This is a genomic window from Nocardia sp. NPDC060255, from assembly GCF_042727395.1.
Classification (GTDB): domain Bacteria; phylum Actinomycetota; class Actinomycetes; order Mycobacteriales; family Mycobacteriaceae; genus Nocardia.
Map to the genome: position 1 here is coordinate 46,320 of NZ_JBHXAU010000035.1, position 24,204 is coordinate 70,523.

Genomic DNA, 24,204 nt, shown 5'->3' on the forward strand with positions numbered 1-24,204 from the left:
GACAGCGGTACCCAATCCAACGGAGGTTCGGGTGGAAGCGTTGATCTATGGATACTTGCGTGACGATTTGGCCGATGGCCACAGCGAAGAGCTAGAGGATGCGATGAGCACCCTCGCCCGGGAAGAGGGGCTCTGCTTCGCCGCAACGTTCCATGAATCGACTTCCGGTGACGGCGCGGCATTTGTCGAGCTGACCCAGGAGCTCAAGCGGGCAGACGCGCACCACGTCGTGGTTCCGTCGCTCGATCACCTTGCCGGCCAGACGATCCCGCGGGATATTCTGCTAGCGAAACTGGCGCGCGAGGCGGCGGCGCAGATCTGGACCATCGAGACCTGATCGACCCGACGGCAGGCCCGACCGCAGGGACACCACCCAGCGCTGGGGCGCCTCGCACCGCCGTCGCATTCCCGCAAGCACCCTCGTCGCGGCCACACCGGCCAGCAGCGAGGCGAGCAACGCCGCAACATGGTGTTGCCCGAACAGCGGATATACCTGCCAATGCAGGAGATACACGAACAGTGAGCTGTCGGCGAGGATCGCCGCGGCGATGGCCACCAGGGCGGGCACCCGGATCGCGGGCAGCCAGATCAGCACCAGCAGCCCGGCCATGACCAGTCGTTCCCGGTCCAGTGTGTCGAAATAGCCGGGCACACAGGCCAACACGGCGGCGCTCACCAGCAGCCGCTGCCACACCGACGTCGCCTTCGCGGCGGCCCAGCCGATGGCGAAGAACCAGGCGGCCAGCGGCGAGTACGGCACATCCGTTGCGGGATAGAGCCCGAACGGCTGAAAGCGCAGCAGCACAGTGATGGCGAGCAGGCCCATGGCGAACCAGAACGGTTCGCGCCGCTCGAGCAGGTCCACCAGCGGAATCCGGATCAGCAGCGCCGCGGCGACCATGAAATACCCGAGCACCTCGATGAACCAGAGGTGCCCGGCGGTGTCGCTGTCGAACGGACCCAGAATCTTGTTGAGCAGCAACACGTTCTGCCAGCCGTAGTAGTCGGTGAACAGCAACGTGATGGCTACCCAGGCGGCGGTCGGCACGGCGATCAGCGCGACCGTGCGCAGCGCGTGTCGCAACCGTTCGGCACGCGTCGCGGTGGTCACGGCGAACCTGGCGAAGTTGAAACCGGCGACCCCGAGCAGCACGTGCGCGGCGCCCAGCAGCACGTAGAGGCCGATGTGTGAGCTCACGACCAGCACGATGGCGGCGGCGCGCAGCAGCGTGCCGGTGTCGAGGGTGCGGCCGAACCGGCTGCCGCCGTGCGGGATCCGGTCGAGCTCGGCGATCGTCATGGTCGGCCAGCCGGTGGGCAGCTTGCCGAGTGCGCGTTCGACTCTCGCCGCGGTGGTCACGTAGGTCAGCGAATTGCCGCCGAGATCGACGAAGGTGCGGTCCGGGCGGATCAGTGCCGGGTCGAGGCCGAGGGCGGTGGCGTAGAGCGCGCGGATGTCCCGGGTCTGCGGCGCGGGCACGGACAGCATGCGCACGGCGGGGTAGTCCGGCTTGCCGCTGGGCAGTCGCGGCAATTCGGCGACGGGGCAGACCCGTACGGACGCGGCGGGCAGCCCGGCCAGTTGGGCCGCGGTGTCGGTCGGGTCGGTGGCGGGGCTTTCCACGGCGACGACGAGTAATTCGTCGTCATCGGTGCAGCAGACGGTGAAACCCGCTGCGGTGAGCCCGGTTTCGAGGCGCTGCAGGTCGATGCGCAGGCCGAAGATCTTCGCGAATCGGCTGCGCCTGCCGATCACCTGATACAGGCCCTCCGGGGTGCGGCGCGCGAGATCGCCGGTGCGCAAGGCGGTTACCGTGCGACCGAGCGCGAGATCGGCGGGGCAGGTGGCGTAACCGAGCATCACGTTGGGTCCGTGATAGACCAGCTCGTGCGGTGTTTCGGTGTTGCCGTACCCGCCGAGGTCGACGCCGCGTTCGTGCCCGCCCGTCTCTTCGATCGGTGCCAGGCTGAATGTGCCGCCGGGGATCGGCACGCCGATGCGGTCGGGGTATTCGACTGCCAAATCCGGTGGCAGATAGGCCATTCGGGCGGTCGCCTCGGTCTGGCCGTACATGACGAAGAAGTCCCAGCCCGAATCCTTGCCGAGCCTGGCGTACTCGCGGACCCGCTCCGGCGCGAGCCTGCCGCCCGCCTGGGTGACGTAACGCAGATCAGGTAACTCCATGCCGGAGAAGCCGATTCGGTCCAACAGCTCGATGGTGTACGGGACGGCCGCGAAAGATGTTGCGCGGCAAGCGCGGAACTCGTCCCAGAAGGCGGCGTCGAGTACCGACCGTTCGGTGAGCAGCAGGCTCGCACCGCACAGCAGATAGCTGTGCACCACCGACAGCCCGTAGCAGTAGAACATCGGCAGCGTCGTCGACGCCCGATCGTCCGGGCCGATGGTCAGATACTCGGCGATCGCGGCGGCGTTGGTCAGCAGGTTCGCCGAGGACAGCCGAACGAGTTTCGGCGACCCAGTGGAACCCGAGGTGCTCAAGAGCAGCGCGAGATCCGGATGCAAAGTGTGCGCGGAGGTTTCGCGCCGCACGTCCGGCCTGCCGTGCTCGATGACGACATCGGGATCGTAGGTGCGCACCAACTCGTCGGTGACCGCCGCGGTGAGCAGCACGACGCAGCCCGCGCTGAGCGCGCCGAGATACCCGACGAGCGAGGCGAGGTCGTTGCGGGCCGCGAGCGCGACGAGTCGCCGGGTCGGTCCGAGCTCGGCCGCGAACTCCTCGACGAGCGTCGCCAGCTGCGCATAGGTGACCTGCCGCAAATCTTCCGCCACCGATTCCGCTGCCATGACGTTCGCCGGTGGAGATAGCGTGCAGAGGACGGCGATCCGGTCGTCGAAACTGCGAAGGTGCGCGACGATCCGGGGAAAGGTCACCGGAAAAAGGATAGGGGGCAGCCACTTTCCGGCCGACGAGCGACCCCCGGTGAATACCGAGCAAACCGCCTCGATGTCGAGTCTGAAGCCGCCGGCGCCGAGTCCGAAGCTGCCGACTCAGAGCCCGAAGCTGCCGGGACCTCGCCTGCGCAGGTACTTCTCGAACTCGGCCGCGATGGCGTCGCCGTCGATCTTGGCCATCGCCTCGTTCACGTCGACCGCCGCGTCGCCGCGCTCCTCGAGCGAACGCACGTATTCGCTGACCTCGTCGTCGCCCGCGGTCATCTCGTTGACCGCGGTCTCCCATTCCTCGGCCTGCGTGGGCAGTTCGCCGAGCGGTACTTCGATATCGAGCACGTCCTCGACCCGGTGCAGCAGCGCGATGGTGGCCTTCGGGTTCGGCGGTTGCGAGACGTAATGCGGCACCGCAGCCCAGAACGAGACCGCGGGCACGCCCGCCTTCACGCACTGGTCCTGCAGCACCCCGGTGATGCCGGTTGGTCCCTCGTAGCGGGTCTGCTCGAGGTTGAAGCGTTCGGCCGCTTCCTTGCTATAGGCGGAGCCGGTGACCGGAACGGGCCGGGTGTGCGGGGTATCGGCGAGCAGGGCGCCGAGGATGACGACGGTTTGCACGCCGAGTTGTTCGATGAATTCCAGCAGGTCTTCGCAGAACGAGCGCCAGCGCATGTTGGGCTCGATGCCGCGCAGTAACACGATGTCGCGGTCGCTGCCCGGCGGCGAGCAGACCGACAGCATGGTGGATGGCCACTGGATTTCCCTGGTCACGCCGTCGACCTGCCGGACCGTCGGCCGGTTGACCTGATAGTCGTAGTAGTCCTCGGAATCGAGTTCGGCTAGCGGCTCGGCGTCCCAGATCAATTCCAGATGCTCAACGGCGCCGCTTGCGGCGTCGCCCGCGTCGTTCCAGCCTTCGAAGGCCGCAACCAGCACCGGTTCCCGCAATGTAGGCAGTTCCGGATCGGGAGTTTCACTGGGGTTCACTCGGTCAGCCTAATGTGTGCGGGGAAGTGGCGTGTCGTATGCCGGGGCCGGGCCCGGCGTGTTCGACGGCTGCGGAGTTGGCCAGGTGTGTCCCTCCACACGCGACGCGCCGAGCTGCACTGTCGCACCCGACCATTACGCTTGATCGCATGTCTGCGTCTGTCCCCGCCGAGTTCGACACCACGCTACTCGACACGTTGCGCCGCCGCGTGGTGATCGGCGACGGTGCGATGGGCACCATGTTGCAGGCGGCCGATCTCACCCTGGACGACTTCCTCGGTTTAGAGGGCTGTAACGAAATCCTCAACGACACCCGCCCCGACGTGCTGCGCAGCATTCACCGCGCGTATTTCGAGGCGGGCGCCGACGCGGTGGAGACCAATACCTTCGGCTGCAACCTGCCGAACCTGGCCGACTACGACATCGCGGACCGCATCCGCGACCTGTCCGAGCGCGGCACCCGGCTGGCCCGCGAGGTGGCCGACGAGATGGGGCCGTCCGCCGACGGGACCCCGCGCTATGTGCTCGGCTCGATGGGCCCCGGCACCAAGCTGCCCACGCTGGGCCATGCTCCTTATACCGCGCTGCGCGACGCGTACACCGAATCCGCGCTCGGCATGCTCGAGGGTGGCGCGGACGCGATTCTGATCGAGACCTGTCAGGACCTGCTGCAGGTCAAGGCGGCGGTGACCGGCAGCCGGGCGGCGATGCGTCAGCTCGGGCGTCGCATTCCGATCATCACGCACGTGACCGTGGAGACCACCGGCACCATGCTGGTCGGCAGCGAGATCGGCGCGGCCCTCACCGCGCTGGAGCCGCTCGGCATCGACATGATCGGGCTGAACTGCGCCACCGGCCCGGCCGAGATGAGCGAGCATCTGCGGCATCTGTCCAGGCACGCGCAGATCCCGGTGTCGGTGATGCCCAACGCCGGCCTGCCGGTGCTCGGTAAGAACGGCGCCGAATACCCGCTCACCCCGGAGGAGCTCGCGGTCGCGTTGAGCGGCTTCGTCTCCGAGTTCGGCCTGGCACTCGTCGGCGGCTGCTGCGGCACCACGCCCGAGCACATCCGGCAGGTGACCGAGGCGGTCCGCGAGATCGAGCCGAAGCTGCCCCCGGTCGACGAGCGCCGCAGCCCGTTGCACGAGCCCGCCGTGTCCAGCATGTACACGGCGGTGCCGTTCGAGCAGGAAGCGTCGGTCATGATGATCGGCGAGCGCACGAATGCCAACGGCTCCAAGGCGTTCCGCGACGCGATGCTGGCCGAGGACTGGCAGAAGTGCCTGGACATCGCCAAGGACCAGACCCGCGACGGCGCGCACATGCTCGATCTGTGCGTCGACTACGTCGGCCGCGACGGCGCCAAGGACATGGAGGCGCTGGCCGCCCGGCTGGCCACCTCCTCGACGCTGCCGATCATGCTCGACTCCACCGAAACCCCGGTGCTGAAGGCGGGTTTGGAGCATCTCGGCGGCCGCTGCGCGGTGAACTCGGTGAACTACGAGGACGGCGACGGCCCGGAGTCCCGTTTCCAGCAGACCATGCGGCTGGTCGCCGAACACGGTGCCGCCGTGGTCGCGCTGACCATCGACGAGGAGGGCCAGGCCCGCACCGCCGCGAAGAAGGTGGAGATCGCCGAGCGGCTCATCGCGGATATCACCGGCAACTGGGGTGTGCTGGAAAGCGACATCATCATCGACACGCTGACCTTCACCCTCGGCACCGGACAGGAGGAGTCGCGCAAGGACGGCATCGAAACCATCGAAGCCATCAGGTTGCTCAAGAGCAGGCATCCGGCGGTGCAGACCACGCTCGGCCTGTCGAACATCTCGTTCGGCCTGAATCCCGCGGCCCGCCAGGTGCTGAATTCGGTGTTCATGCACGAATGTGTCCAGGCCGGGCTGGATTCCGCGATCGTGCACGCGTCGAAGATCCTGCCGATGGCGCGCATCCCGGACGAGCAGCGCAAGGTCGCGCTGGATCTGGTGTATGACCGTCGCGGCGATGACTACGACCCGCTCCAGGTACTGATGGGCCTGTTCGAGGGCGTGTCGACGTCGTCGTCGCGGGCGTCGCGGGCCGAGGAGATGGCGTTGCTGCCGCTGTTCGAGCGGCTGGCGCGCCGGATCGTCGACGGCGAGCGCAACGGCATGGAGGACGACCTCGAAGCGGCGATGCAAGAGGTGCCGCCGCTGCAGATCATCAACGAGACGCTGCTGTCCGGCATGAAGACCGTCGGCGAGCTGTTCGGCTCCGGCCAGATGCAGCTGCCGTTCGTGCTGCAGTCGGCCGAGGTGATGAAGGCTGCGGTCGCTTACCTGGAGCCGCACATGGAGGCCACCGACGACAGCGGCAAGGGCCGCATCGTGCTGGCCACGGTCAAGGGCGACGTGCACGACATCGGCAAGAACCTGGTCGACATCATCCTGTCGAACAACGGGTACGAGGTGGTGAACCTCGGCATCAAGCAGCCCATCGCGACCATTCTCGATGCCGCCGTGGACAAGAAGGCCGACGTCATCGGCATGTCCGGGCTGCTGGTGAAGTCGACGGTGATCATGAAGGAGAACCTGCAGGAGCTCAACACCAAGGGTGTGGCCGAGCAGTTCCCGGTGCTGCTCGGTGGCGCGGCGCTGACCCGAGGCTATGTCGAGAACGACCTGACCGAGGTGTACGAGGGCGACGTGCACTACGCCCGCGACGCCTTCGAGGGGCTGCGGTTGATGGACGACATCATGACCCGCAAGCGCGGCGGCGGCATCGACCCGGACAGCCCGGAGGCGATCGCCGAGCGGGAGAAGGCGGCCCAGCGCAAGGCGCGCCACGAACGGTCGAAGCGGATCGCCGAGCAGCGCAAGGCCGAAGAGGTGCCGATCGAGGTGCCCGCGCGGTCGGACGTGGCCGCCGATGTGCCGGTGCCGACGCCGCCGTTCTGGGGTACCCGGGTGGTGAAAGGCCTGGCGCTGCACGAGTATTCGGGTCTGCTCGACGAGCGTGCGCTGTTCCTCGGTCAGTGGGGCCTGCGCGGCCAGCGCGGCGGCGAGGGACCGAGCTACGAGGAACTGGTGGAGACCGAGGGCAAGCCGCGCTTCCGCGCCTGGCTCGATCGGCTGAGCACCGAGGGCGTGCTCCAGCATGCCGCGGTGGTGTACGGATACTTCCCCGCCGTGTCCGAGGGTGACGACGTGATCGTGCTCACCGAACCGAATCCCGGTGCGCCCGAACGCTATCGGTTCACCTTCCCGCGTCAGCAGCGCGATCGCTTCCTGTGCATCGCCGACTTCATCCGGTCGCGCGAGCGGGCCGAGCAGACCGGCCAGGTCGACGTGCTGCCCTTCCAGCTGGTCACCATGGGCCAGCCGATCGCCGACTTCGCCAACGAACTCTTCGCGGCCGACAACTACCGCGACTACCTCGAGGTGCACGGCATCGGCGTCCAGCTCACCGAGGCTCTGGCCGAGTATTGGCACCGCCGGGTCCGCGAGGAACTGACCCTGGACGGGCACGCGGTCGCCGACGACGACCCCAGCGACGTCCTCGAATACTTCAAACTCGGCTATCGCGGCGCGCGCTACTCCTTCGGTTACGGCGCCTGCCCGGACTTGGACGACCGTGCCAAACTGGTCGACCTGCTCGAGGCCGACCGCATCGGCGTCGTGCTGTCCGAGGAACTCCAGCTGCATCCGGAACAGTCCACCGATGCCTTCGTCCTGCTGCATCCCGAGGCGAAGTACTTCAACGCCTGAGTTCCGCGGGCGGACCTTTCCCGGCGGCGCCGCCGTCGCGTTAGCCGCGCGCTCGCTACGGCGGGTGTGCGGCTGACGCGCGTGCGGTCGCCGCCGAATCGGTTATTGAACCGGTCGGTGGATAGTGATCGTGGTCACGGTGGCACGGAACACTGTTCGCGTACCGCAAGGACCTTGGCTACCTGCTCGTATGCCATGATTTGGGCAAATCCCGACGCGCCGAGCGGATTTCATGTCTCGGCGTGGCGGGGCGCTGACCTGGGGTATCGCCCGGGGACTTTTGGTGAGGTGGATGTGTGTCGGGTGGGTATGCCATTGTCGGAAGCATTGCAACTGCATCCGGGGCAGTCGGCGGGTGCGTCGCCATCGCTGCTTACGGGTGTAAAGAACTACGGCGCGTAGCGTTTTCGGGGATTTCCCGGCGTTTCGCGCCACTGCAGTACCAGCTCGGCGCGTAAGCAGGAAGGCACAACAGCATGACGGCGGACCGATTGATCGCGGGACGGTATCGACTCACGGATCCGATCGGCACAGGCGCTATGGGCGTGGTCTGGCGCGGCACGGACGTCCGCCTGCGCCGCACGGTCGCGGTGAAGCAGCTCATTCTCGGGCCCGGATTGACGCGCACCGCGGCGCTGGAGGCCAAGCTGCGCGCCATGCGCGAGGGCCGCATCGCGGCCAGGCTGCACCATCCGCACGCGATCACCGTCTTCGACGTCGCCGAGGAAGACGGCCAGCCGTGGCTGGTGATGGAATACATGGACGCGCCGAGCCTCGCGGCCAAGCTCTCCGGCAAGCGCACCCTGTCGCCGGTCGAGGTCGCCCGCATCGGCGCGCAGGCCGCCGGCGCGCTGGCCGCCGCGCACGACGCGGGCATCATGCATCGCGACGTGAAACCCGCGAACCTGCTCGTCGGCGACGACGGCACCGTGAAGATCACCGACTTCGGCATCTCCCGCGCCGTCGGCGACGTCACGGTGACCGCCACCGGCTTCCTCGCCGGCACTCCCGCCTACCTGGCGCCCGAGGTGGCGCGCGGCGAGAACCCGGAACCCGCTTCCGACGTATTCGCCCTCGGCTCAACGCTTTACGCCGCCGTGGAGGGCCTGCCGCCGTTCGGGGAGGGCGACAACCCGCTCGCCGTGCTGCACGCGGTCGCGCGCGGACAGGTACCGAACCCCGAGCACGCCGGTGCGCTCGGTCCCGTCCTGCTGCGACTGCTCGCACCGACCATCGACGCGCGCCCGACCATGCGGGAGGCGCAGAAGGCGCTGGAAGCCGTTGCGGAGGGCCGGGTTCCGAGTCTCGGCACGCCCGCGCTCACCAAGGCGCTGCCCGCGCCCGGCGCCGACAACGCGACCACCGTGCTGCCGCAACCGAGTTCGCCGACGGGCGCCGACGCCGCGGGCAGCAACGCGAACGACGCGACCACCGTGGTGCCGACCGCCGCGCTGACCAATCCGCCTGTCGCCGAATCCGTTTCCGCGCAGCCACCGCTCCCGCCGCGCAGCAGTGCCACCCTGCCGGGTAGTCCGGGCAGCGGACCGTCGCGCAACCGTTCGCTCGCCATGGCGGCGGCCGCGTTCGTCGTGGTGCTCGCGGTGATCGGGCTCATCGCCTTCGTCACCAACGATCGCAAGAGCGCCGACACCGCGACGCCGCCGGGGAATACAAGTACGTCCTCGTCCGGCGAGGTCCCGGCGCAGCCGCCGAACGCGGCGGGCCCCGGGCAGCCCGAGTCGCCCGTGCCGGTCACCAGCCCCGCGCCGTCGCAGCAGCCGAGCGGCACGCCGACGCCGTCGTCGGCCCCGCCCTCCTCGTCGGTCCCGCCCTCGTCCGCGCAGCCGACGACGCCGTCGCCGACCATCACCGCGGCGCCGTTCGGCGTGCCCACCGCGGCCAACGTCACCCAGTTCGTGCAGGGCTACTACGGCATGCTCCCCGGCAATCCCAGTGCCGCGTGGTCCCAGCTCTCGCCCGCGTATCAGGGCGTGGCCGGTGGCTACAACGAGTACGTCCGCTGGTGGGGCACGATCAGCTCGATCACCGTTCGCTCGGTGACGCCGAACGGTGACAACCGCGCGGTCGCCTCGCTCACCTATGTGAAGAAGAGCGGCGAGACGGTGAACGAGACCCGCTGGTTCCAGGTCGCCTCCGAGAACGGCCGGATGTTGATCACCGCGTCGGGAACGTAAGCGCAGCGCTCTCGTCTCGACGTGGTAGAGGCCACAACTACGCAACTGGCCACGGCGGTGCGTCGGGTGCGGCGGTTATCGTGGCTACGGCCTGATCGGTAACTCGAACGAGGAGATGTGTGACCGCGCGACCAGTCGCTGTTCTGTGGGATATGGACGGCACGCTCCTGGATTCGGAGAAGCTCTGGGATATCGCCATGCGCGAACTCGCCGGCCAGCACGACCGGGAGCTGACCGACGAGCTCCGGCACACGTTCATCGGTGCGTCCGGACCGGACGCGCTGCGGCTGCTGTTCACCGGCATCGGCATCGAGCCGACACCCGAGGCGGTGCGCGCCGCGGGGGAGTTCATCGAGCACCGGGTGACCGAGTTGATGACCGGCCCCATCCCGTGGCGGCCGGGCGCGAAAGACGCGCTGGGGTTGGTCCGCGCCGCTGGGTTGAAGTCGGCGCTGGTTACCAATACCAAGCGGTCGCTCGCTGAGTTCGGGCTCGACACCTTGGGCCGCGACTTCTTCGATGTGTCGGTCTGCGGCGACGAGGTGGCGCGCGGCAAGCCGGAACCGGACGTGTATCTGCGGGCCGCCGAGCTGCTCGGCGTCGATCCGCGCGACTGTGTCGCGGTGGAGGATTCACCGACGGGCACCCGTGCGGCGCAGGCCGCGGGCTGCGCGGTGATCGTGATCCCGTGCGAGATTGCGGTGCCGGACGAACCCGGCCGCAGCTTCCGCGACACCTTGGTCGGGCTGACGGTCGACGACCTCGCGCAAGCGCTGAAGCAGCGCGGCTGAACGGTCGCGGTTCGACACTCCCGACCGCGCGCCATCGAGAGTTACTGTGCCGCAACGGGAGTGCGTGCTGCTGGTAGGTGTGACCGCGATCACCGGCAATCTCGCCCAATCCCGGGCGTGTCGGTGGTCGGCTCTACCAGAATATCGCCATGGCAGCGTTGGGTGTCCTCGACGAGATCGTTGATACCGCACGGTATCCCCTCGCGAATTCCGCGGACGCCGATCGGCGCGCCGCGGTGGAACTCGCTCGGGCGGAATTGGCCGCGAGCGGCTGTACCGTGCTGCGCGGCTTCATCCGGCCGGAATTGACCGAAACGCTGCGGGCGCAGGGGGAGGCGATGGCGCCGCACGCGTACTACGAGGTCGAGCGGGTCAACGCCTACAACATCCCGCTGGATACCGAACTGCCAGAAGACCATCCGGGGCGCATCGTGCTGGACCGCGGCAACGCGTTCGTGCCGCGCGACCGCATTCCCGGCGACGCGCTGATCCATCAGCTGTACACGGACACGCGCTTCCAGCGTTTCGTCGCGGACTGCTTCGGCCTCGCCGAGCTGCACGAGTTCGCCGACCCGCTGGCGGGCCTGTGCCTCAATGTCGTCGCGCCCGGCATGTCGCACCCGTGGCACTTCGACACCAACGAATTCACCGTCAGCATGCTGACCCAGCCCGCGGAGTCGGGCGGAATCTTCGAGTACTGCCCCAACATTCGCACGCCGCAGGCCGAGCACCTCGACGACGTGCGCGCCGTGCTCACCGGCTCCGGCGAGCGGTTGATCCAGCGGCTCGACCTGCGCCCCGGCGACCTGCAGTTGTTCCAGGGCCGCTTCTCGCTGCACCGCGTGTCGCCCGTCGCCGGTGCCACGCAACGACATTCGGCGATCTTCGCCTACACCGACCGGCCGGGCGTCATCGGCACGGTGGAGCGCACCCGTCAACTCTTCGGCCGGGTACTACCCGACCATCTGGCCGCCGCGGCCGACGCTGTCCGCGGCGACCGCTTGCTCGACTGAGCCGAACGGCCCGATCGATCCAAGGATCGGGAGTTACCGCTCGACCCGAGAGGAACGACTGTGGCAGTGCCGTTACACACGACCGGGAAAGCCTCCTTCGACGACATCTACGATCGTCCCGATCCACGCGACTACTACGCCCGCATGTCCGACCTCGACTATCGCATCCCGGAACTGGCGAAACCCGTTTTCCAGCAGCAGATTCGGGAGTACCGCGCCTCGGCCCGGGTCAGCACCCCCACCGTGCTCGACATCGGCTGCTCCTACGGCGTCAACGCGGCACTGCTGCGCTTCGACACCACCATGCGCGAACTCGCCGAGCACTACCGCACCGCGGACGGCGATCCGGCCGCCCTCATCGCGCGCGACCGCGAGATACTCGGCAGCAGAGACAGTCTCGCCGACGTCCGCTTCCTCGGCATGGACGCCTCCGCGCCCGCGCTCGCCTACGCCCAGCAGACGGGCCTGCTGCACGACACCGTGCACGCCGACCTGGAGTCCGGCGAACCGACCGACGAGCAGCGCGAGCTGCTCGCCACCGCCGACATCATCATCTCCACCGGCTGCATCGGCTACGTCACCGAGAAAACTCTGGCCCGGGTCGCCACCGCCCATCCCCGTCGGCGACCATGGATGGCACACTTCGTGCTGCGCATGTTCGACTTCGCGCCGATCGCCGCGGAACTCGCCGCGCTCGGCTACCGGACCGAGCAGGCGCCAGGACTGTTCGAGCAGCGCAGGTTCGCCTCCGTGGCCGAGCAGACCCAGGTGCTGAACACCCTGTCCGCCAAGGGAATCGACACCACCGACCGAGAGACCGAAGGCTGGCTCTACGCCGGCCTGTACCTATCGCGACCGTTGCCGAAGCACCACGCCGACACCGAGGACCAGCATTGACCGAACGCACCTTCGCCGCCGACGACACCCTGCCCCGGGTACCCCTGCCGACGCTGGAGGACAGCTGCGCCCGATTCCTACAATGGTGCGCACCGCTGCTGACCGCCGACGAGCTCGCCACCACCGAGGCGGCGGTCGATGACCTGCTGCGCGCGGACGGCCCCGGCCGCACCCTGCACGCGGCACTGGCCGAGTACGACGCCACTCCGGGCGTCGGCAGCTGGCTGGACCTGTTCTGGCCGTCGCGCTACCTGGGCAGGCGCGATCGGATCGCGTTGAACGCCAACTTCTTCTTCCTTTTCCGCGACGACACCACCCTGGCCGCCTCGACCGCCGCCACCCAGGTGGACCGGGCAGCCGGGATCATCTCGGCCGCAGTGGATTACAAGCGCTCCCTCGACGTCGAAGCGATCCCGCCGGTCATGCAGCGCGGGCAGGCGTTGTCGATGTGGCAGAACAAATACCTGTTCTCCGAGACCCGGATTCCCGGCGAGACGCAGGACAGCGTCCGGGTGCCCTACAGCGCGGAATGGCCAGGCCCGTCGGATGCCAAGCATGTGGTGGTCTTCTTCCGCGGCAGCATGTTCCGGATGGACGTGCTCGGCCCGGACGGCGCGCCGTACTCGCTCGACGATCTGGCCGACGGGTTGCGCGAGGTGCTCAAGGCGGGCGCGCGGTCGGCCCGAACCGATTCCGCGGTAGGGCATCTCACCACCAAGGCACGCGCCGAGTGGGCGGCGAGCAGGCAGCAGCTGCTCGCCGAGCCGACCAACGCCGCGGCACTGGACACCATCGAGACCGCGCTGTTCTGTGTCTGCCTGGAGGACTTCGCCCCGCGCGACGAGCTGCACGCGTGTGACCAGCTGTTGCACGGAGACAGCGCGAACCGGTGGTTCGACAAGGCGGTGTCGTTCATCGTCTTCGGCGACGGCCAGGCGGGCATCAATGTCGAGCACTGCGGGCTGGACGGCACCACCATCCTGTCCTTCGTGGACGCGATGCTGGAGGTTCCGGCGCAGGAGCACGCCGAGCGTTCCGGGGCGCGGGCGCAGGGGTTGCCCGCGGTCGAGCCGATCGAGTTCGTGCTGGATGCGGCGCAGCGCAACGACATTGCCGCCGCCGGTGCCGCGTTCGCCCAGTACGCCGCCGACAATGCCACGCAGACGGTCTCTTTCGCCGACTTCGGCACCACCCGCGCCAAGCAGCTCGGCATCTCCCCGGATGCCTTCGCGCAGTTGAGTTATCAGCTGGCGCATCGGCGCAGCAAGGGAATCACCGGCGCCACTTACGAATCCATCGCCACCCGGCAGTACCGCAACGGCCGCACCGAGGCCATGCGGGTGATCACGCCGGAGATGATCGCGTTCGTGGACGCCGTGCAGGATCCCGCGGTCGACCAACCGGCCAAGCTCGCCGCCGCACGCACCGCGGCCGCCGCACATGTCGCGCGCGCCAAGGAGTGCCAGGCGGGTGCCGCGCCCGAGCAGCACCTGTGGGAACTGCAGTGGATCCAACGCCGTCGCGGCGCGGAACTCGGTGTCGCCGAGCCGATTCCGCTCTACGACAGCCCCGGCTGGGTGATCATGCGCGACGACTACCTGAGCACCAGCTCGGCACCGTCGGTCAACATCAGCTACTTCGGTTTCGGCTCCACCAGCCCTCGCTGCATCGGCGTCGCCTACGTCCTGCTGCCGGACCGCTGGAATCTGTACCTGGCCACGCCGACCACGGTCGCGGATCAGATGCACGCCTTCGCCGATCACCTGCGCACCGCGGTGGCCGACCTGGAGACCTTGCTCAGCGAGAGCTGACCAGTCGAAAACGCTGCCGCCGCCTCGTCATTCGCCGAGGCGGCGGCAGTGTTTCCGGCTTCGTCAGACGTTGTCGACCTGTTGGCGTGCCACGCGTCTGAGCGCGGCATCGGCCTCCTCGGCGATCTTGCTCAACACCTCGGCGGCGTAGTCGATCGAGCTGATCAGATCGACGGCCTCGCCCGCCCAGACCGCGAGCGCCGCCGGGTCGCCGTTGTCGACGGCGGTGACGTAATCCTGTTGTGCCGCAACGTCGGTGCGCAGTTCGTCTTCGCGGTCCTGCCAGCCGTCGAAGAAGTCGTTGCGCAGCATGCGTGCGGTGTATCTGCTCGGCCACGGGGACTGCCTGGCGATGTCGTACACCCGGTTGCGCGAGGTGTCGTCGCCCGTCGCGGCCACGATCGCCTTCGCCTCCTCCGGTGCGAGCACTGCCTCGTGCGTCGCCTCGAAACGGGTGCCGATCAGCGCACCGGCAGCGCCGAGCGTCAGCGCGGCGGCCAGCCCGCGGCCGTCCGCGATCCCGCCCGCAGCGAGCACCGGCGTCGGATGCACGAGATCGACGACCGCGGGCACGATCGTCAGGGTCGAGCGCCCGCCACCGTGACCGCCCGCCTCGCCACCCTGCGCGATGATGACGTCCGCGCCGACATCGCGCGCCCGCCGCGCCTCGTCCAGATCGGTCACCTGGACCAGTACCTTCGCGCCCGCCTCGCGCACGGCCGCGACGAACGGGCTCGGGTCCCCGAACGACAGCGCCACCGCGCTCGGCCGATATTCGTCGAGCACCCAGCGCAGCGTGTCGAAGTCAACAGCCCAAGACAAGAATCCGACGCCCCAAGGTGCATGCGCTTTCTCGCTGGCGATGGCCAGCTGCGGTTCCAGCCATTCTCGGTTCCCGCCACCGGCACCGATCAACCCCAACCCACCGGCATTCGAGACCGCCGCGGTCAGTTCACCGCCCGACACCCCGCCCATCGGGGCCAGCACGATCGGGTGACGCAGGGCGAACAACTCGGTCAGCGCTGTCTGAAACGGCATGGCACCATCATGCCCACCACCGCGCTCGCCGAAAGCCGGGATGGGCCGGAGCAACGGTCCCGCACACCGGTCTGAAACAATGGCTCATCGTGAAGAACTTCGAAACCCTGTTCGCCGAGCTGCAGGATCGTGCGGTTACCCGCCCCGAGGGGTCCGGAACCGTTGCCGCGCTGGACGCGGGCGTGCATAGCCAGGGTAAGAAGGTGCTCGAGGAGGCAGGCGAGGTCTGGCTGGCCGCCGAGCACGAGAGCGACGAGTCGCTCGCCGAGGAGATCTCGCAGCTGCTGTACTGGGTGCAGGTGTTGATGGTTGGTCGTGGATTGAAGCTCGAAGACGTGTACCGACATCTGTGATGGCCGCGTCTTACTCCGTAGTTTCTGCTCCCGAAAGGACCCCATCCCATGCTGCGCGTCGCAGTCCCCAATAAAGGCGCCCTGTCCGAAGCCGCCACAGCCATCCTGGTCGAGGCCGGCTATCGCAGGCGCACCGATTCGCGCGACCTGACCGTGCTCGACCCGGCCAACCAGGTCGAATTCTTCTTCCTGCGGCCCAAGGACATCGCCATCTATGTCGGGTCCGGCGAACTCGACCTCGGCATCACCGGCCGCGACCTCGCGCTCGATTCCGGCGCGCCGGTCAGCGAACGCCTCGGCCTCGGCTTCGGCCGCTCCAGTTTCCGCTATGCCGCGCCGGCCGGTCAGGCCTGGACGGTCGAGGACCTCTACGACAAGCGGATCGCCACCTCCTACCCGAACCTGGTGCTCAGCGATCTGCAGCGGCGCGGCATCCAGGCCGAGGTGATCCGCCTCGACGGCGCGGTGGAGATCTCCATCCAGCTCGGCGTCGCGGACGCCATCGCGGACGTGGTCGGCTCGGGCCGCACGCTGCGTCAGCACAACCTGGTCGCGTTCGGTGAGTCGCTGTGCGACTCGGAGGGCGTGCTGATCGAACGCACCGGCTCCGATCAGCAGGAGCGTGCGCGCAATCAGCTCATCGCGCGCGTGCAGGGCGTGGTGTTCGGTCAGCAATACATCATGCTCGATTACGACTGCCCGAAGGAGCTGCTCGAGGCGGCGGTCAAGATCACGCCGGGCCTGGAGTCGCCGACGGTGTCGCCGCTGGCCGACGACGGCTGGGTGGCGATCCGCGCGATGGTGCCGCGCAAGCAGGGCAACGAGGTGATGGACCAGCTCGCCGAGCTCGGCGCCAAGGCCATCCTGGCCTTCGACATCCGCTCCTGCCGCGCCTTCTGAGTCGGATTATCGCCGTCTGTTTTGTCTTATATGCGTGAATAATTCACGCTGAACGCAACCGGTGTGCCTGGTGACCGGGTGTTGTTACCGTGCGGCCTCTCGATGAGGAACGCAAGGAGCACACCCGTGTCACAGACATCGCCCGACGAACGGTCGGGGAGCACATTCGCCTGGAGTGAGGACTGGCTGGCGGCGGTCGCCGGGCTGGCGCTGATCGCGCTGGTCCTGGTCGGCGCGATTCCGGATTGGCTGGTGCCGTGATGTCGGATACCGAAGCGCGCGAAGGTAATCCGCCGGAGGATGCGGCCGGAAACGTTGCCACCGAAACCGGTACGGACGCCGACACTTCCGATCAGGTGAAGTCGGAAACGGCGGCACTACAGGCGGTCTCGCGGCCGACGGTGGGCGCGATCGTGGCCGGCATCGCGGTCGTCGTCGCGCTCGGCGCGCTGACCCGTTTCTTCGACACGCACGTCCCGCAGTGGGCGGCGGACACGCCGTTCAAACGGGTCGCCAAGTCGATCGAGTTCCCGGTGTACGCCATCGCGATCGGGTTGCTGGGTAATGTCATCCTGTCCAAACTTGCTCTGCGCGACCGGCTTTCGGCCGGGTTCCGCACCGAGTTCTTCATCAAGACCGGCGTGGTGCTGCTCGGCGCCTCGATCAATCTGAAGATCCTGGTGACCGCGGCGGGTCCGTCGATCCTGCAGGCGCTGCTGTTGATCACCGCGGTGTTCGGGTTCACCTGGTGGCTGGGCGGGCGGCTCGGGCTCGACGACAAGCTGCGCGCCCTGCTGTCCTCGGCGGTGTCCATCTGCGGCGTCAGCGCGGCCATCGCGGCGGCCGGCGCGGTGCAGGCCAAGCGCGAGCAGATCGCCTACGCGGCCTCGCTGGTGATCATCTTCGCGCTGCCGTCGATCTTCGTGCTGCCCTGGCTCGCCGACGTTTTCGGGCTGTCCGACGCGGTCGCCGGCGCCTGGATCGGCGGCAACATCGACACCACGGCGGCGGTCGCGGCGTCGGGCGCCATCGCGGGGGAGAAGGCGCTGCAGATCGCCACCATCGTGAAGACCACGCAGAACGCGCTGATCGGCATCGTCGCGATCGCGTTGACGGCGTACTTCACCCTGAAGGTGGAACGCACCGCTGGTTCGGTCCGGCCCTCGGCGCGGCAGTTCTGGGAGCGGTTCCCCAAGTTCGTGCTCGGCTTCGTCGCCGCGTCCGTCATCGGCACGCTCTACCTGCAGTCCGCCGACAAGAAGTCCGGTGCCGCACACATTCTCATCATCAACGACCTGCGCACCTGGTTCCTGATCTTCGCGTTCGTCTCCATCGGGCTGGAGTTCTCACTGCGCGGCCTGCGCGAAGCCGGGTGGCGGCCGATCGTCGTCTTCGGCTCCGCGGTAGTGGTCAACCTGGCTGTCGGACTGGGCCTTTCCGTCCTGCTGTTCCACAACTTCACCCTCTGAGCGCAGTGCTCGCATTGCCGCCGCGCGCGTTGTAATCTGCTGCGCACGGAATTGTTGGCGATTCCGTGCGCGGCACGAGGAGTTGTGCGCGCGGCGGTGAGGCTCGGCGGCGTATTCCGCGAGTCTTCACGAAAACTTCATGGTGTGTCGGCGACACTGTGCGATGTGTCGGGCGATATACACACGGAGAACGTCGGGGCGCCACCACGGGCCCCCGCACGAACGCAGGGAAGGACGTCGATGACGACGGAGGCCGAACAGGGCAGCCGATGGCTGCGCATTCGGAACGTACTGATCGTGGTCGGTGATGTGGTGGGGGTTGTGGTGCTGATCGTCGCGGTGGCGATCATCGGATCCCATGGCACGTCATTGAATTTCATCCTGGGGGCCGGTCGATAGGGCTCGGTCAGTCCGCGACCGCGTCCGCCAGGGTCTCGTCCGGCGACTCGCCGGTCCCGCCGACCGGCCAGCCCGGGTAAGGCGGTGGCGTGCCACCGAATTCGGGGCAGAGCGGTTTGTAGTCGCAATAGGAGCAGAGCCAACTGGTGTTCGGCTGGAAGTCGCCGGTGCGACCCGCCTCCAGGATGGCCGCCCACAGCGCGGACAGTGTGCGTTCGAAGCGGAGCAGTTCCTCCTCGTCGGGGGCGTAGGTGAGGATCTGCTCGTCGGCCAGGTAGATCAACCGCAGCTGGGCGGGCACGATGCCGCGGGTGCGCAGCACCACCAGCGCGTAGAACTTCAGCTGGAACAGCGCCCTGGTCTCCTGGGTGGGTCCGGGGGCGCGGCCGGTCTTGTAATCGACCACGCGCAACTGTCCGGTCGGCGCGACATCGATCCGATCGACGAAGCCGCGCAACAGAACTCCGTCGTCGAGCTCGACCTCCACCCGCGCCTCGCGCGACTCCGGATCGAAGCGCGTCGGATCCTCCAGCCGGTAGTACGCCTGCACCAGCGCGCGCACCTCGCCGAGGAAACCGTCCAGCTCGGCCTCGGTGATCAGCTCGGTCACCTCGGGCCACTCGGCCGCCATCCGTGCCCACACTGGCACGATCAGGCTCTGTGCCCGCTGCGGCTCCCGCTGCACCGCGGGCAGCCCGTACAGGTCCTCCAGCACCGCGTGCACCACCGTGCCGCGCAGCGCGTTGCGATTCGGCGGCTCGGGAATCCGATCGATCGCCCGTAACCGGTACTTCAGCGGACACTGCTTGAAATCCATTGCCCGCGAAGGCGACAGCGCCGGGCGCGACCGGCTCGCCGCCGCACCGGCATCGGACGCCTGCGCGCCGTCGGTAGGGGGCGTGGACACGGGCGAGCTCATACCTGGCAGGCTATCCGGCGGCACCGACACGCCGGTGCTCGACTTATTCAGGGCACTGCTCTGCCAGCGAACGGAGATACATGACGGCCAGACGGACCGGGCCATTCACCCTCGGTGACCGGGTGCAGCTGACCGATGCCAAGGGGCGCCTGTACACGGTGGTCTTGGAGGAGGGCAAGGAGTTCCACACCCATCGGGGCGGGATCAAGCACGACAGCTTGATCGGCGCCGACGAGGGCACCGTGGTCAACTCCACCAACGGCACACCGTATCTGGCCCTGCGCCCGTTGCTGGTCGACTACGTGCTGTCGATGCCGCGCGGTGCGGCCGTGATCTACCCGAAAGATGCGGCGCAGATCGTGCACGAGGGCGACATGTTCCCCGGCGCGCGGGTATTGGAGGCCGGCGCGGGCTCCGGCGCGCTGACGTGTTCGCTGTTGCGTGCCGTCGGGCCGCAGGGCGAGGTGGTCTCGTACGAAATCCGCCAGGATCACGCCGATCACGCGATCCGCAACGTCGAAACCTTCTACGGCGAACGTCCGGCTAACTGGTCGCTGACCGTCGGGGACGTAGCCGATTACGCGGGCGAACCGGTCGATCGCGCCGTGCTGGACATGCTCGCGCCGTGGGACGCGCTACCCGCGGTGGCCAAGGCGCTGGTCCCCGGCGGCGTGCTGATCATCTACGTGGCAACCGTCACCCAGTTGTCCAAGGTGGTGGAGGCGCTGCGCGAACAGGAGTGCTGGACCGAACCGCGCTCCTGGGAATCGATCGTGCGCGGCTGGCACGTGGTCGGCCTCGCGGTGCGCCCCGAGCACCGTATGCAGGGCCATACGGCGTTCCTGGTGAGCGCGCGCAGGCTCGCCGAGGGCACGGTGACCCCCAAGCCGCAGCGCAGGCCCTCGAAGGGCTGACGCGCCGCCTGAACGCGGCCGAGGGTGTCCGCACACCACCCTCGGCCGGCGTCGCGGATCAGGCAGGGACGCAGGGCGCCTGCGCGAAGCCGAGCAGCAGGCAGCCGCTGGCGTCCGACAGCTTCCAGGTGCCGCCGACGTTCTCCCAGCTGATCGGCACCGCGGGGGCGGCGCCGTGCGGCGAGTTGATGGTCACCTGCGCGTTCGCGGTGGTGCCTTGCGTTGTGACATCCGCCACTGCGAAGGTCAGTGCGTAACCGGCCAGGCCCTTGTTCATCTGATCGATGTTCGCCGTGCGCTTTTCGCCGTCGACGATCAGCTTGGCCTTGTCCGCCGTGGGTACCGCCGGATCGGACAGTTTGACCAGAACCGCCTGCAGCGTCTCCGGGGTCGGTGCGCCCGCGGCAGCGGCAGGCGCGGTGCTGGTCGAGGCCACTGTGCTGGAGGAAGAGACCTTGGCATCGGATTTGTTGTCATCGGAACTACAGCCGACCAGCCCGGCGGTAACGGCGAGGGCGGCGGCAGCGGTAGCAAGAGAAACGCGGAGGGTTCTGGCGGGAAGGAGCATATTCAGCAACCTTTCGGCTCGGTCGGCGAGCGGGCTCACCGAGTGCGGGTTAGGGCAGGCTAACATGGTCATCCGGCGGTCGATCGCAGCCCAGATGTGATCACGACGAAACCATGTCGGAAAGCGAGAACGGTTCGCGCCCGGTAGCGTTGATAGACCGGGACTGGGAGGAGCAGCACATGAGCCCCATCGAGAATTCGGATTCGGCGGCCTGGAGAGAGCTCGAGGCGGTACGCGCCGAAGCGGCTGCACTCCGCAGGCAACTCGCCGATTCGCCGGATCGTGCACGGGAATTGGAAGCCCGCATCGATTCGCTGACGATTCGCAACACCAAGCTGATGGACACACTCAAGGAAGCGCGCCAGCAGCTCGTCGCCTTGCGTGAGGAAGTCGATCGGCTCGGTCAGCCGCCGAGCGGATACGGGATCCTGATCGGCGTGTACGACGATCAGACCGTCGACGTGTTCACCTCGGGTCGCAAGATGAGATTGACGTGTTCACCGAACATCGAGACCTCGACCCTCGAATACGGTCAAACCGTCCGGCTCAACGAGGCACTCACGGTCGTCGAGGCCGGAGTGTTCGACGCGATCGGCGAGATCGGCACCCTGCGGGAGATCCTCGATGACGGCCGTCGTGCCCTCGTCGTCGGTCATGCCGACGAGGAACGCGTGGTCTGGCTGGCGGGTCCGCTGGCCAAGGTCGCCGAGTACGACGACATGGACGACCCGGACTCCCCGATTCGTAAACTGCGCCCTGGTGATTCGCTGCTGGTGGACACCAAGGCCGGATTCGCGTTCGAGCGCATTCCCAAGGCCGAGGTCGAAGACCTTGTGCTGGAAGAGGTTCCGGACGTCGACTACACCGACATCGGCGGTCTCGGTCGGCAGATCGAGCAGATCCGGGACGCGGTGGAGCTGCCCTTCCTGCACAAGGACCTGTTCCGCGAGTACGCGCTGCGCCCGCCCAAGGGCGTGCTGCTCTACGGTCCGCCCGGCTGCGGTAAGACGCTCATCGCCAAGGCGGTGGCCAACTCGCTGGCCAAGAAGATCGCCGAGGCGCGCGGTGAGGATGCCAAGGAAGCCAAGTCGTTCTTCCTGAACATCAAGGGCCCCGAACTGCTCAACAAGTTCGTGGGTGAGACCGAGCGCCACATTCGGATCATCTTCCAGCGGGCCCGCGAGAAGGCGTCCGAAGGTACGCCGGTGATCGTGTTCTTCGACGAGATGGATTCCATCTTCCGCACCCGTGGTTCGGGCGTGTCCTCCGATGTGGAGACCACGGTCGTGCCGCAGCTGCTGTCGGAGATCGACGGCGTCGAGGGCCTCGAGAACGTCATCGTGATCGGTGCCTCCAACCGCGAGGACATGATCGACCCCGCGATCCTGCGGCCCGGCCGCCTGGACGTGAAGATCAAGATCGAGCGGCCGGATGCCGAATCGGCACAGGACATCTTCTCCAAGTACCTCACGGAGACGCTGCCGCTGCACGCCGACGATCTCGCCGAGTTCGGCGGTGACAAGCTGGCCTGCGTCCAGGCGATGATCGAACGGGTCGTCGACCGGATGTACGCCGAGAGCGAGGACAACCGCTTCCTGGAGGTCACCTACGCCAACGGTGACAAGGAAGTCCTGTACTTCAAGGACTTCAACTCCGGCGCCATGATCCAGAACATCGTGGACCGCTCCAAGAAGTACGCCATCAAGTCCGTCCTCGACACCGGCAACCCCGGCCTGCGCCTGCAGCATCTCTACGATTCGATCCAGGACGAGTTCTCCGAAAACGAGGACCTGCCCAACACCACGAATCCCGATGACTGGGCCCGCATCTCGGGCAAGAAGGGCGAGCGGATCGTCTACATCCGGACGCTCGTCACCGGCAAGAACGCCAGCGCGAGCAGGGCGATCGACACCGAGTCCAGCACGGGTCAGTACCTGTAGGTTTCAGTACGAAAAGGCCGCGCTTCCGCTGGGAGCGCGGCTTTTTCGTGTGGTCGGTGGCCGGGGCGCGGCAGACTCGGACGCATGACCAGTGAGATTGAGCAGTCGGCCGTTGTCGAGACCGGTGCGGGGAAGATACGTGGTGTTGTCGAAGGGGCGGTGACGGCCTATCGGGGTATTCCTTATGCGCAGGCGGCGCGGTTCGGTAAGCCGGAGCCGAGTGCGCCGTGGACCGGCGTTCTGGAGGCAACCGAATTCGGTCCGGCGGCACCGCAATTGGCGTCTCGGCTGGCTCGGGTGATGGGGGACTTCGAGATTCCGCAGGGGGAGGATTGTCTGTCGCTGAATGTGTGGGCGCCGCCGGGGGCTGGGCATCCGGTGCTGGTGTTTCTGCACGGCGGTGGATTCTCCAGTGGCGCAGGAAGTCTCGGGTGGTACAGCGGGGCGGAGTTCGCTGCGCTGGGGGACGTCGTGGTAGTGACCGTGAACTATCGCCTCGGCGTGTTCGGGTATCTGCGGCTGCCCGGCGTGAGTGACGGCAACTTGGGGCTGCTCGATCAGATCGCCGCGCTCACCTGGGTGCGGGAGAATATCGCGGCGTTCGGCGGTGACCCTGATCGAGTGACCGCGGCCGGGCAGTCGGCGGGTGCGATATCGCTGGTGGCGATGCTGTCGGGCGAGCAGGGGAGTGGGCTGTTCCAGCAGGCCGTGCTGCAGAGCACGCCGCTCAGCATGCTGCCTGATACGCCGGACGCGGCGGCGCGGACCGGCGAGAAGTTGTTGCAGGAGTTGGGCATCGAGGCCGGACAGCTCGGGGCGGTGCCGGTGGCCGAGTTGCTGGCCGCGCAGTCCGCGGTCGCGAGTCGAGCGCCGTCCCGGATCATCCCGCCGTTCCAGTTGACGGGTGACGGGACGTTGGTCGATGCCGACCCGGCGGGCGCGGTGGGGCGGCGCAGCACCATGCCGATGCTGCTGGGTACGACCAGGGACGAGGCGGCCGCGTTCTTCTCCGACGATTGGAACGCTGTGGAACAGGCGACCGAGCAGGGGTTCGGCGAGCCGACCCGGCGGCTGGGTGCGGTGCTCAGCGAACGCGGGGTCGCGCCGTGGCTGTTCCGGTTCGATTGGCAGCCGGAAGGCAGTCCGTTCGGTGCGTGCCACTGCCTGGAGCTGCCGTTCTTGCTCGGCGCTGCGGACGCCTGGCGGGACGCGCCGATGCTGCAAGGTGAGCGTCCGCAGCGGCTGGTAGACGAGATGCGCCGCAGCTGGATCGGTTTCGTCCGGGATGGGGATCCGGGGTGGGAGCGCGGCAGCACCCGGCACTTCACTGGCTGATCGTGCTAATATTTGGCC

At 67.7% G+C, this 24,204-nt stretch carries 20 protein-coding genes; 15 read left to right on the forward strand and 5 right to left on the reverse strand.

The genetic code is table 11. The features are described 5' to 3' along the window. Nucleotides 1-31 precede the first annotated feature (31 nt). The gene (locus ACFWF1_RS39845) at nucleotides 32-337 is read left to right on the forward strand and encodes a hypothetical protein (RefSeq protein WP_379290330.1); all 306 of its coding nucleotides are present in this window, start codon (nucleotides 32-34) and stop codon (nucleotides 335-337) included. Here the strand turns inward: ACFWF1_RS39845 and ACFWF1_RS39850 are convergent. Together ACFWF1_RS39850 and ACFWF1_RS39855 are read right to left on the reverse strand one after the other, a co-directional pair. Next, nucleotides 284-2,896: an AMP-binding protein gene (locus ACFWF1_RS39850; protein ID WP_379290332.1), complete on the reverse strand. Its 2,613-nt coding sequence runs from the start codon at nucleotides 2,894-2,896 to the stop codon at nucleotides 284-286. The genes ACFWF1_RS39845 and ACFWF1_RS39850 overlap by 54 nt on opposite strands. Nucleotides 2,897-3,013: 117 nt before the next feature. Next, nucleotides 3,014-3,898 carry a PAC2 family protein gene (locus ACFWF1_RS39855; RefSeq protein WP_107657725.1) on the reverse strand — a complete coding sequence of 295 codons (885 nt, stop codon included), beginning with the start codon at nucleotides 3,896-3,898 and terminating at the stop codon, nucleotides 3,014-3,016. A 149-nt stretch (nucleotides 3,899-4,047) separates the two neighbouring features. Between ACFWF1_RS39855 and metH the strand changes: the two genes are divergently transcribed. The 6 genes from metH to ACFWF1_RS39885 all read left to right on the forward strand — a co-directional run bounded on the left by metH (nucleotide 4,048) and on the right by ACFWF1_RS39885 (nucleotide 14,351). Next, on the forward strand, nucleotides 4,048-7,644 hold the full coding sequence (gene metH / locus ACFWF1_RS39860; RefSeq protein ID WP_379290334.1) for a methionine synthase: 3,597 nt from the start codon (nucleotides 4,048-4,050) through the stop codon (nucleotides 7,642-7,644). Nucleotides 7,645-8,120: 476 nt separating this feature from the next. Next, nucleotides 8,121-9,839: a protein kinase gene (locus ACFWF1_RS39865; RefSeq protein WP_379290336.1), complete on the forward strand. Its 1,719-nt coding sequence runs from the start codon at nucleotides 8,121-8,123 to the stop codon at nucleotides 9,837-9,839. A gap of 119 nt (nucleotides 9,840-9,958) precedes the next feature. Further along, a complete protein-coding gene (locus ACFWF1_RS39870; RefSeq protein ID WP_379290338.1) occupies nucleotides 9,959-10,630 on the forward strand; it encodes an HAD family hydrolase in 672 nt (223 codons plus the stop codon). 149 nt (nucleotides 10,631-10,779) lie between these two features. Then, entirely contained in the window at nucleotides 10,780-11,643 is an 864-nt protein-coding gene (locus ACFWF1_RS39875; protein WP_379290340.1) for an arpA protein, read from the forward strand. Between the two features lie 60 nt (nucleotides 11,644-11,703). Further along, nucleotides 11,704-12,540, forward strand: coding sequence for a class I SAM-dependent methyltransferase (locus ACFWF1_RS39880; RefSeq protein WP_379290342.1), 837 nt, complete (start codon nucleotides 11,704-11,706; stop codon nucleotides 12,538-12,540). Next, nucleotides 12,537-14,351 carry a choline/carnitine O-acyltransferase gene (locus ACFWF1_RS39885; protein ID WP_379290344.1) on the forward strand — a complete coding sequence of 605 codons (1,815 nt, stop codon included), beginning with the start codon at nucleotides 12,537-12,539 and terminating at the stop codon, nucleotides 14,349-14,351. The genes ACFWF1_RS39880 and ACFWF1_RS39885 overlap by 4 nt, the downstream gene beginning before the upstream one ends. Nucleotides 14,352-14,414: 63 nt before the next feature. Here the strand turns inward: ACFWF1_RS39885 and ACFWF1_RS39890 are convergent, their stop codons facing one another. Beyond that, complete coding sequence (locus ACFWF1_RS39890) at nucleotides 14,415-15,389, reverse strand: NAD(P)H-dependent flavin oxidoreductase (RefSeq protein ID WP_379290346.1); 975 nt, start codon at nucleotides 15,387-15,389, stop codon at nucleotides 14,415-14,417. Between the two features lie 71 nt (nucleotides 15,390-15,460). Here ACFWF1_RS39890 and ACFWF1_RS39895 point away from each other — a divergent pair, with 71 nt between their 5' ends. The 5 genes from ACFWF1_RS39895 to ACFWF1_RS39915 all read left to right on the forward strand — a co-directional run bounded on the left by ACFWF1_RS39895 (nucleotide 15,461) and on the right by ACFWF1_RS39915 (nucleotide 18,510). Next, complete coding sequence (locus ACFWF1_RS39895; protein WP_174412539.1) at nucleotides 15,461-15,742, forward strand: phosphoribosyl-ATP diphosphatase; 282 nt, start codon at nucleotides 15,461-15,463, stop codon at nucleotides 15,740-15,742. 48 nt (nucleotides 15,743-15,790) lie between these two features. Further along, nucleotides 15,791-16,642 (forward strand): ATP phosphoribosyltransferase, encoded by an 852-nt coding sequence (hisG, locus tag ACFWF1_RS39900; RefSeq protein ID WP_379290348.1) that lies wholly within the window; start codon nucleotides 15,791-15,793, stop codon nucleotides 16,640-16,642. A 126-nt stretch (nucleotides 16,643-16,768) separates the two neighbouring features. Then, nucleotides 16,769-16,903 (forward strand): hypothetical protein, encoded by a 135-nt coding sequence (locus ACFWF1_RS39905; protein WP_379290350.1) that lies wholly within the window; start codon nucleotides 16,769-16,771, stop codon nucleotides 16,901-16,903. Continuing rightward, a complete protein-coding gene (locus ACFWF1_RS39910) occupies nucleotides 16,903-18,111 on the forward strand; it encodes a YeiH family protein (RefSeq protein WP_379290352.1) in 1,209 nt (402 codons plus the stop codon). The genes ACFWF1_RS39905 and ACFWF1_RS39910 overlap by 1 nt, the downstream gene beginning before the upstream one ends. Before the next feature lie 240 nt (nucleotides 18,112-18,351). Then, nucleotides 18,352-18,510: a hypothetical protein gene (locus ACFWF1_RS39915; protein ID WP_379290354.1), complete on the forward strand. Its 159-nt coding sequence runs from the start codon at nucleotides 18,352-18,354 to the stop codon at nucleotides 18,508-18,510. Between the two features lie 7 nt (nucleotides 18,511-18,517). On the opposite strand, the gene ACFWF1_RS39920 is transcribed toward ACFWF1_RS39915, so the two are convergent. Continuing rightward, a complete protein-coding gene (locus ACFWF1_RS39920) occupies nucleotides 18,518-19,429 on the reverse strand; it encodes a RecB family exonuclease (RefSeq protein WP_379290356.1) in 912 nt (303 codons plus the stop codon). 80 nt (nucleotides 19,430-19,509) lie between these two features. Between ACFWF1_RS39920 and ACFWF1_RS39925 the strand changes: the two genes are divergently transcribed. Next, the gene (locus ACFWF1_RS39925; protein ID WP_379290357.1) at nucleotides 19,510-20,343 is read left to right on the forward strand and encodes a tRNA (adenine-N1)-methyltransferase; all 834 of its coding nucleotides are present in this window, start codon (nucleotides 19,510-19,512) and stop codon (nucleotides 20,341-20,343) included. A gap of 58 nt (nucleotides 20,344-20,401) precedes the next feature. On the opposite strand, the gene ACFWF1_RS39930 is transcribed toward ACFWF1_RS39925, so the two are convergent. Then, nucleotides 20,402-20,911 (reverse strand): hypothetical protein, encoded by a 510-nt coding sequence (locus ACFWF1_RS39930; RefSeq protein WP_379290359.1) that lies wholly within the window; start codon nucleotides 20,909-20,911, stop codon nucleotides 20,402-20,404. 179 nt (nucleotides 20,912-21,090) lie between these two features. Between ACFWF1_RS39930 and arc the strand changes: the two genes are divergently transcribed. Together arc and ACFWF1_RS39940 are read left to right on the forward strand one after the other, a co-directional pair. After that, nucleotides 21,091-22,851: a proteasome ATPase gene (gene arc / locus ACFWF1_RS39935; RefSeq protein WP_379290361.1), complete on the forward strand. Its 1,761-nt coding sequence runs from the start codon at nucleotides 21,091-21,093 to the stop codon at nucleotides 22,849-22,851. Between the two features lie 84 nt (nucleotides 22,852-22,935). Continuing rightward, nucleotides 22,936-24,186 (forward strand): carboxylesterase/lipase family protein, encoded by a 1,251-nt coding sequence (locus ACFWF1_RS39940; RefSeq protein ID WP_379290363.1) that lies wholly within the window; start codon nucleotides 22,936-22,938, stop codon nucleotides 24,184-24,186. The last annotated feature ends 18 nt before the right edge of the window (nucleotides 24,187-24,204 follow it).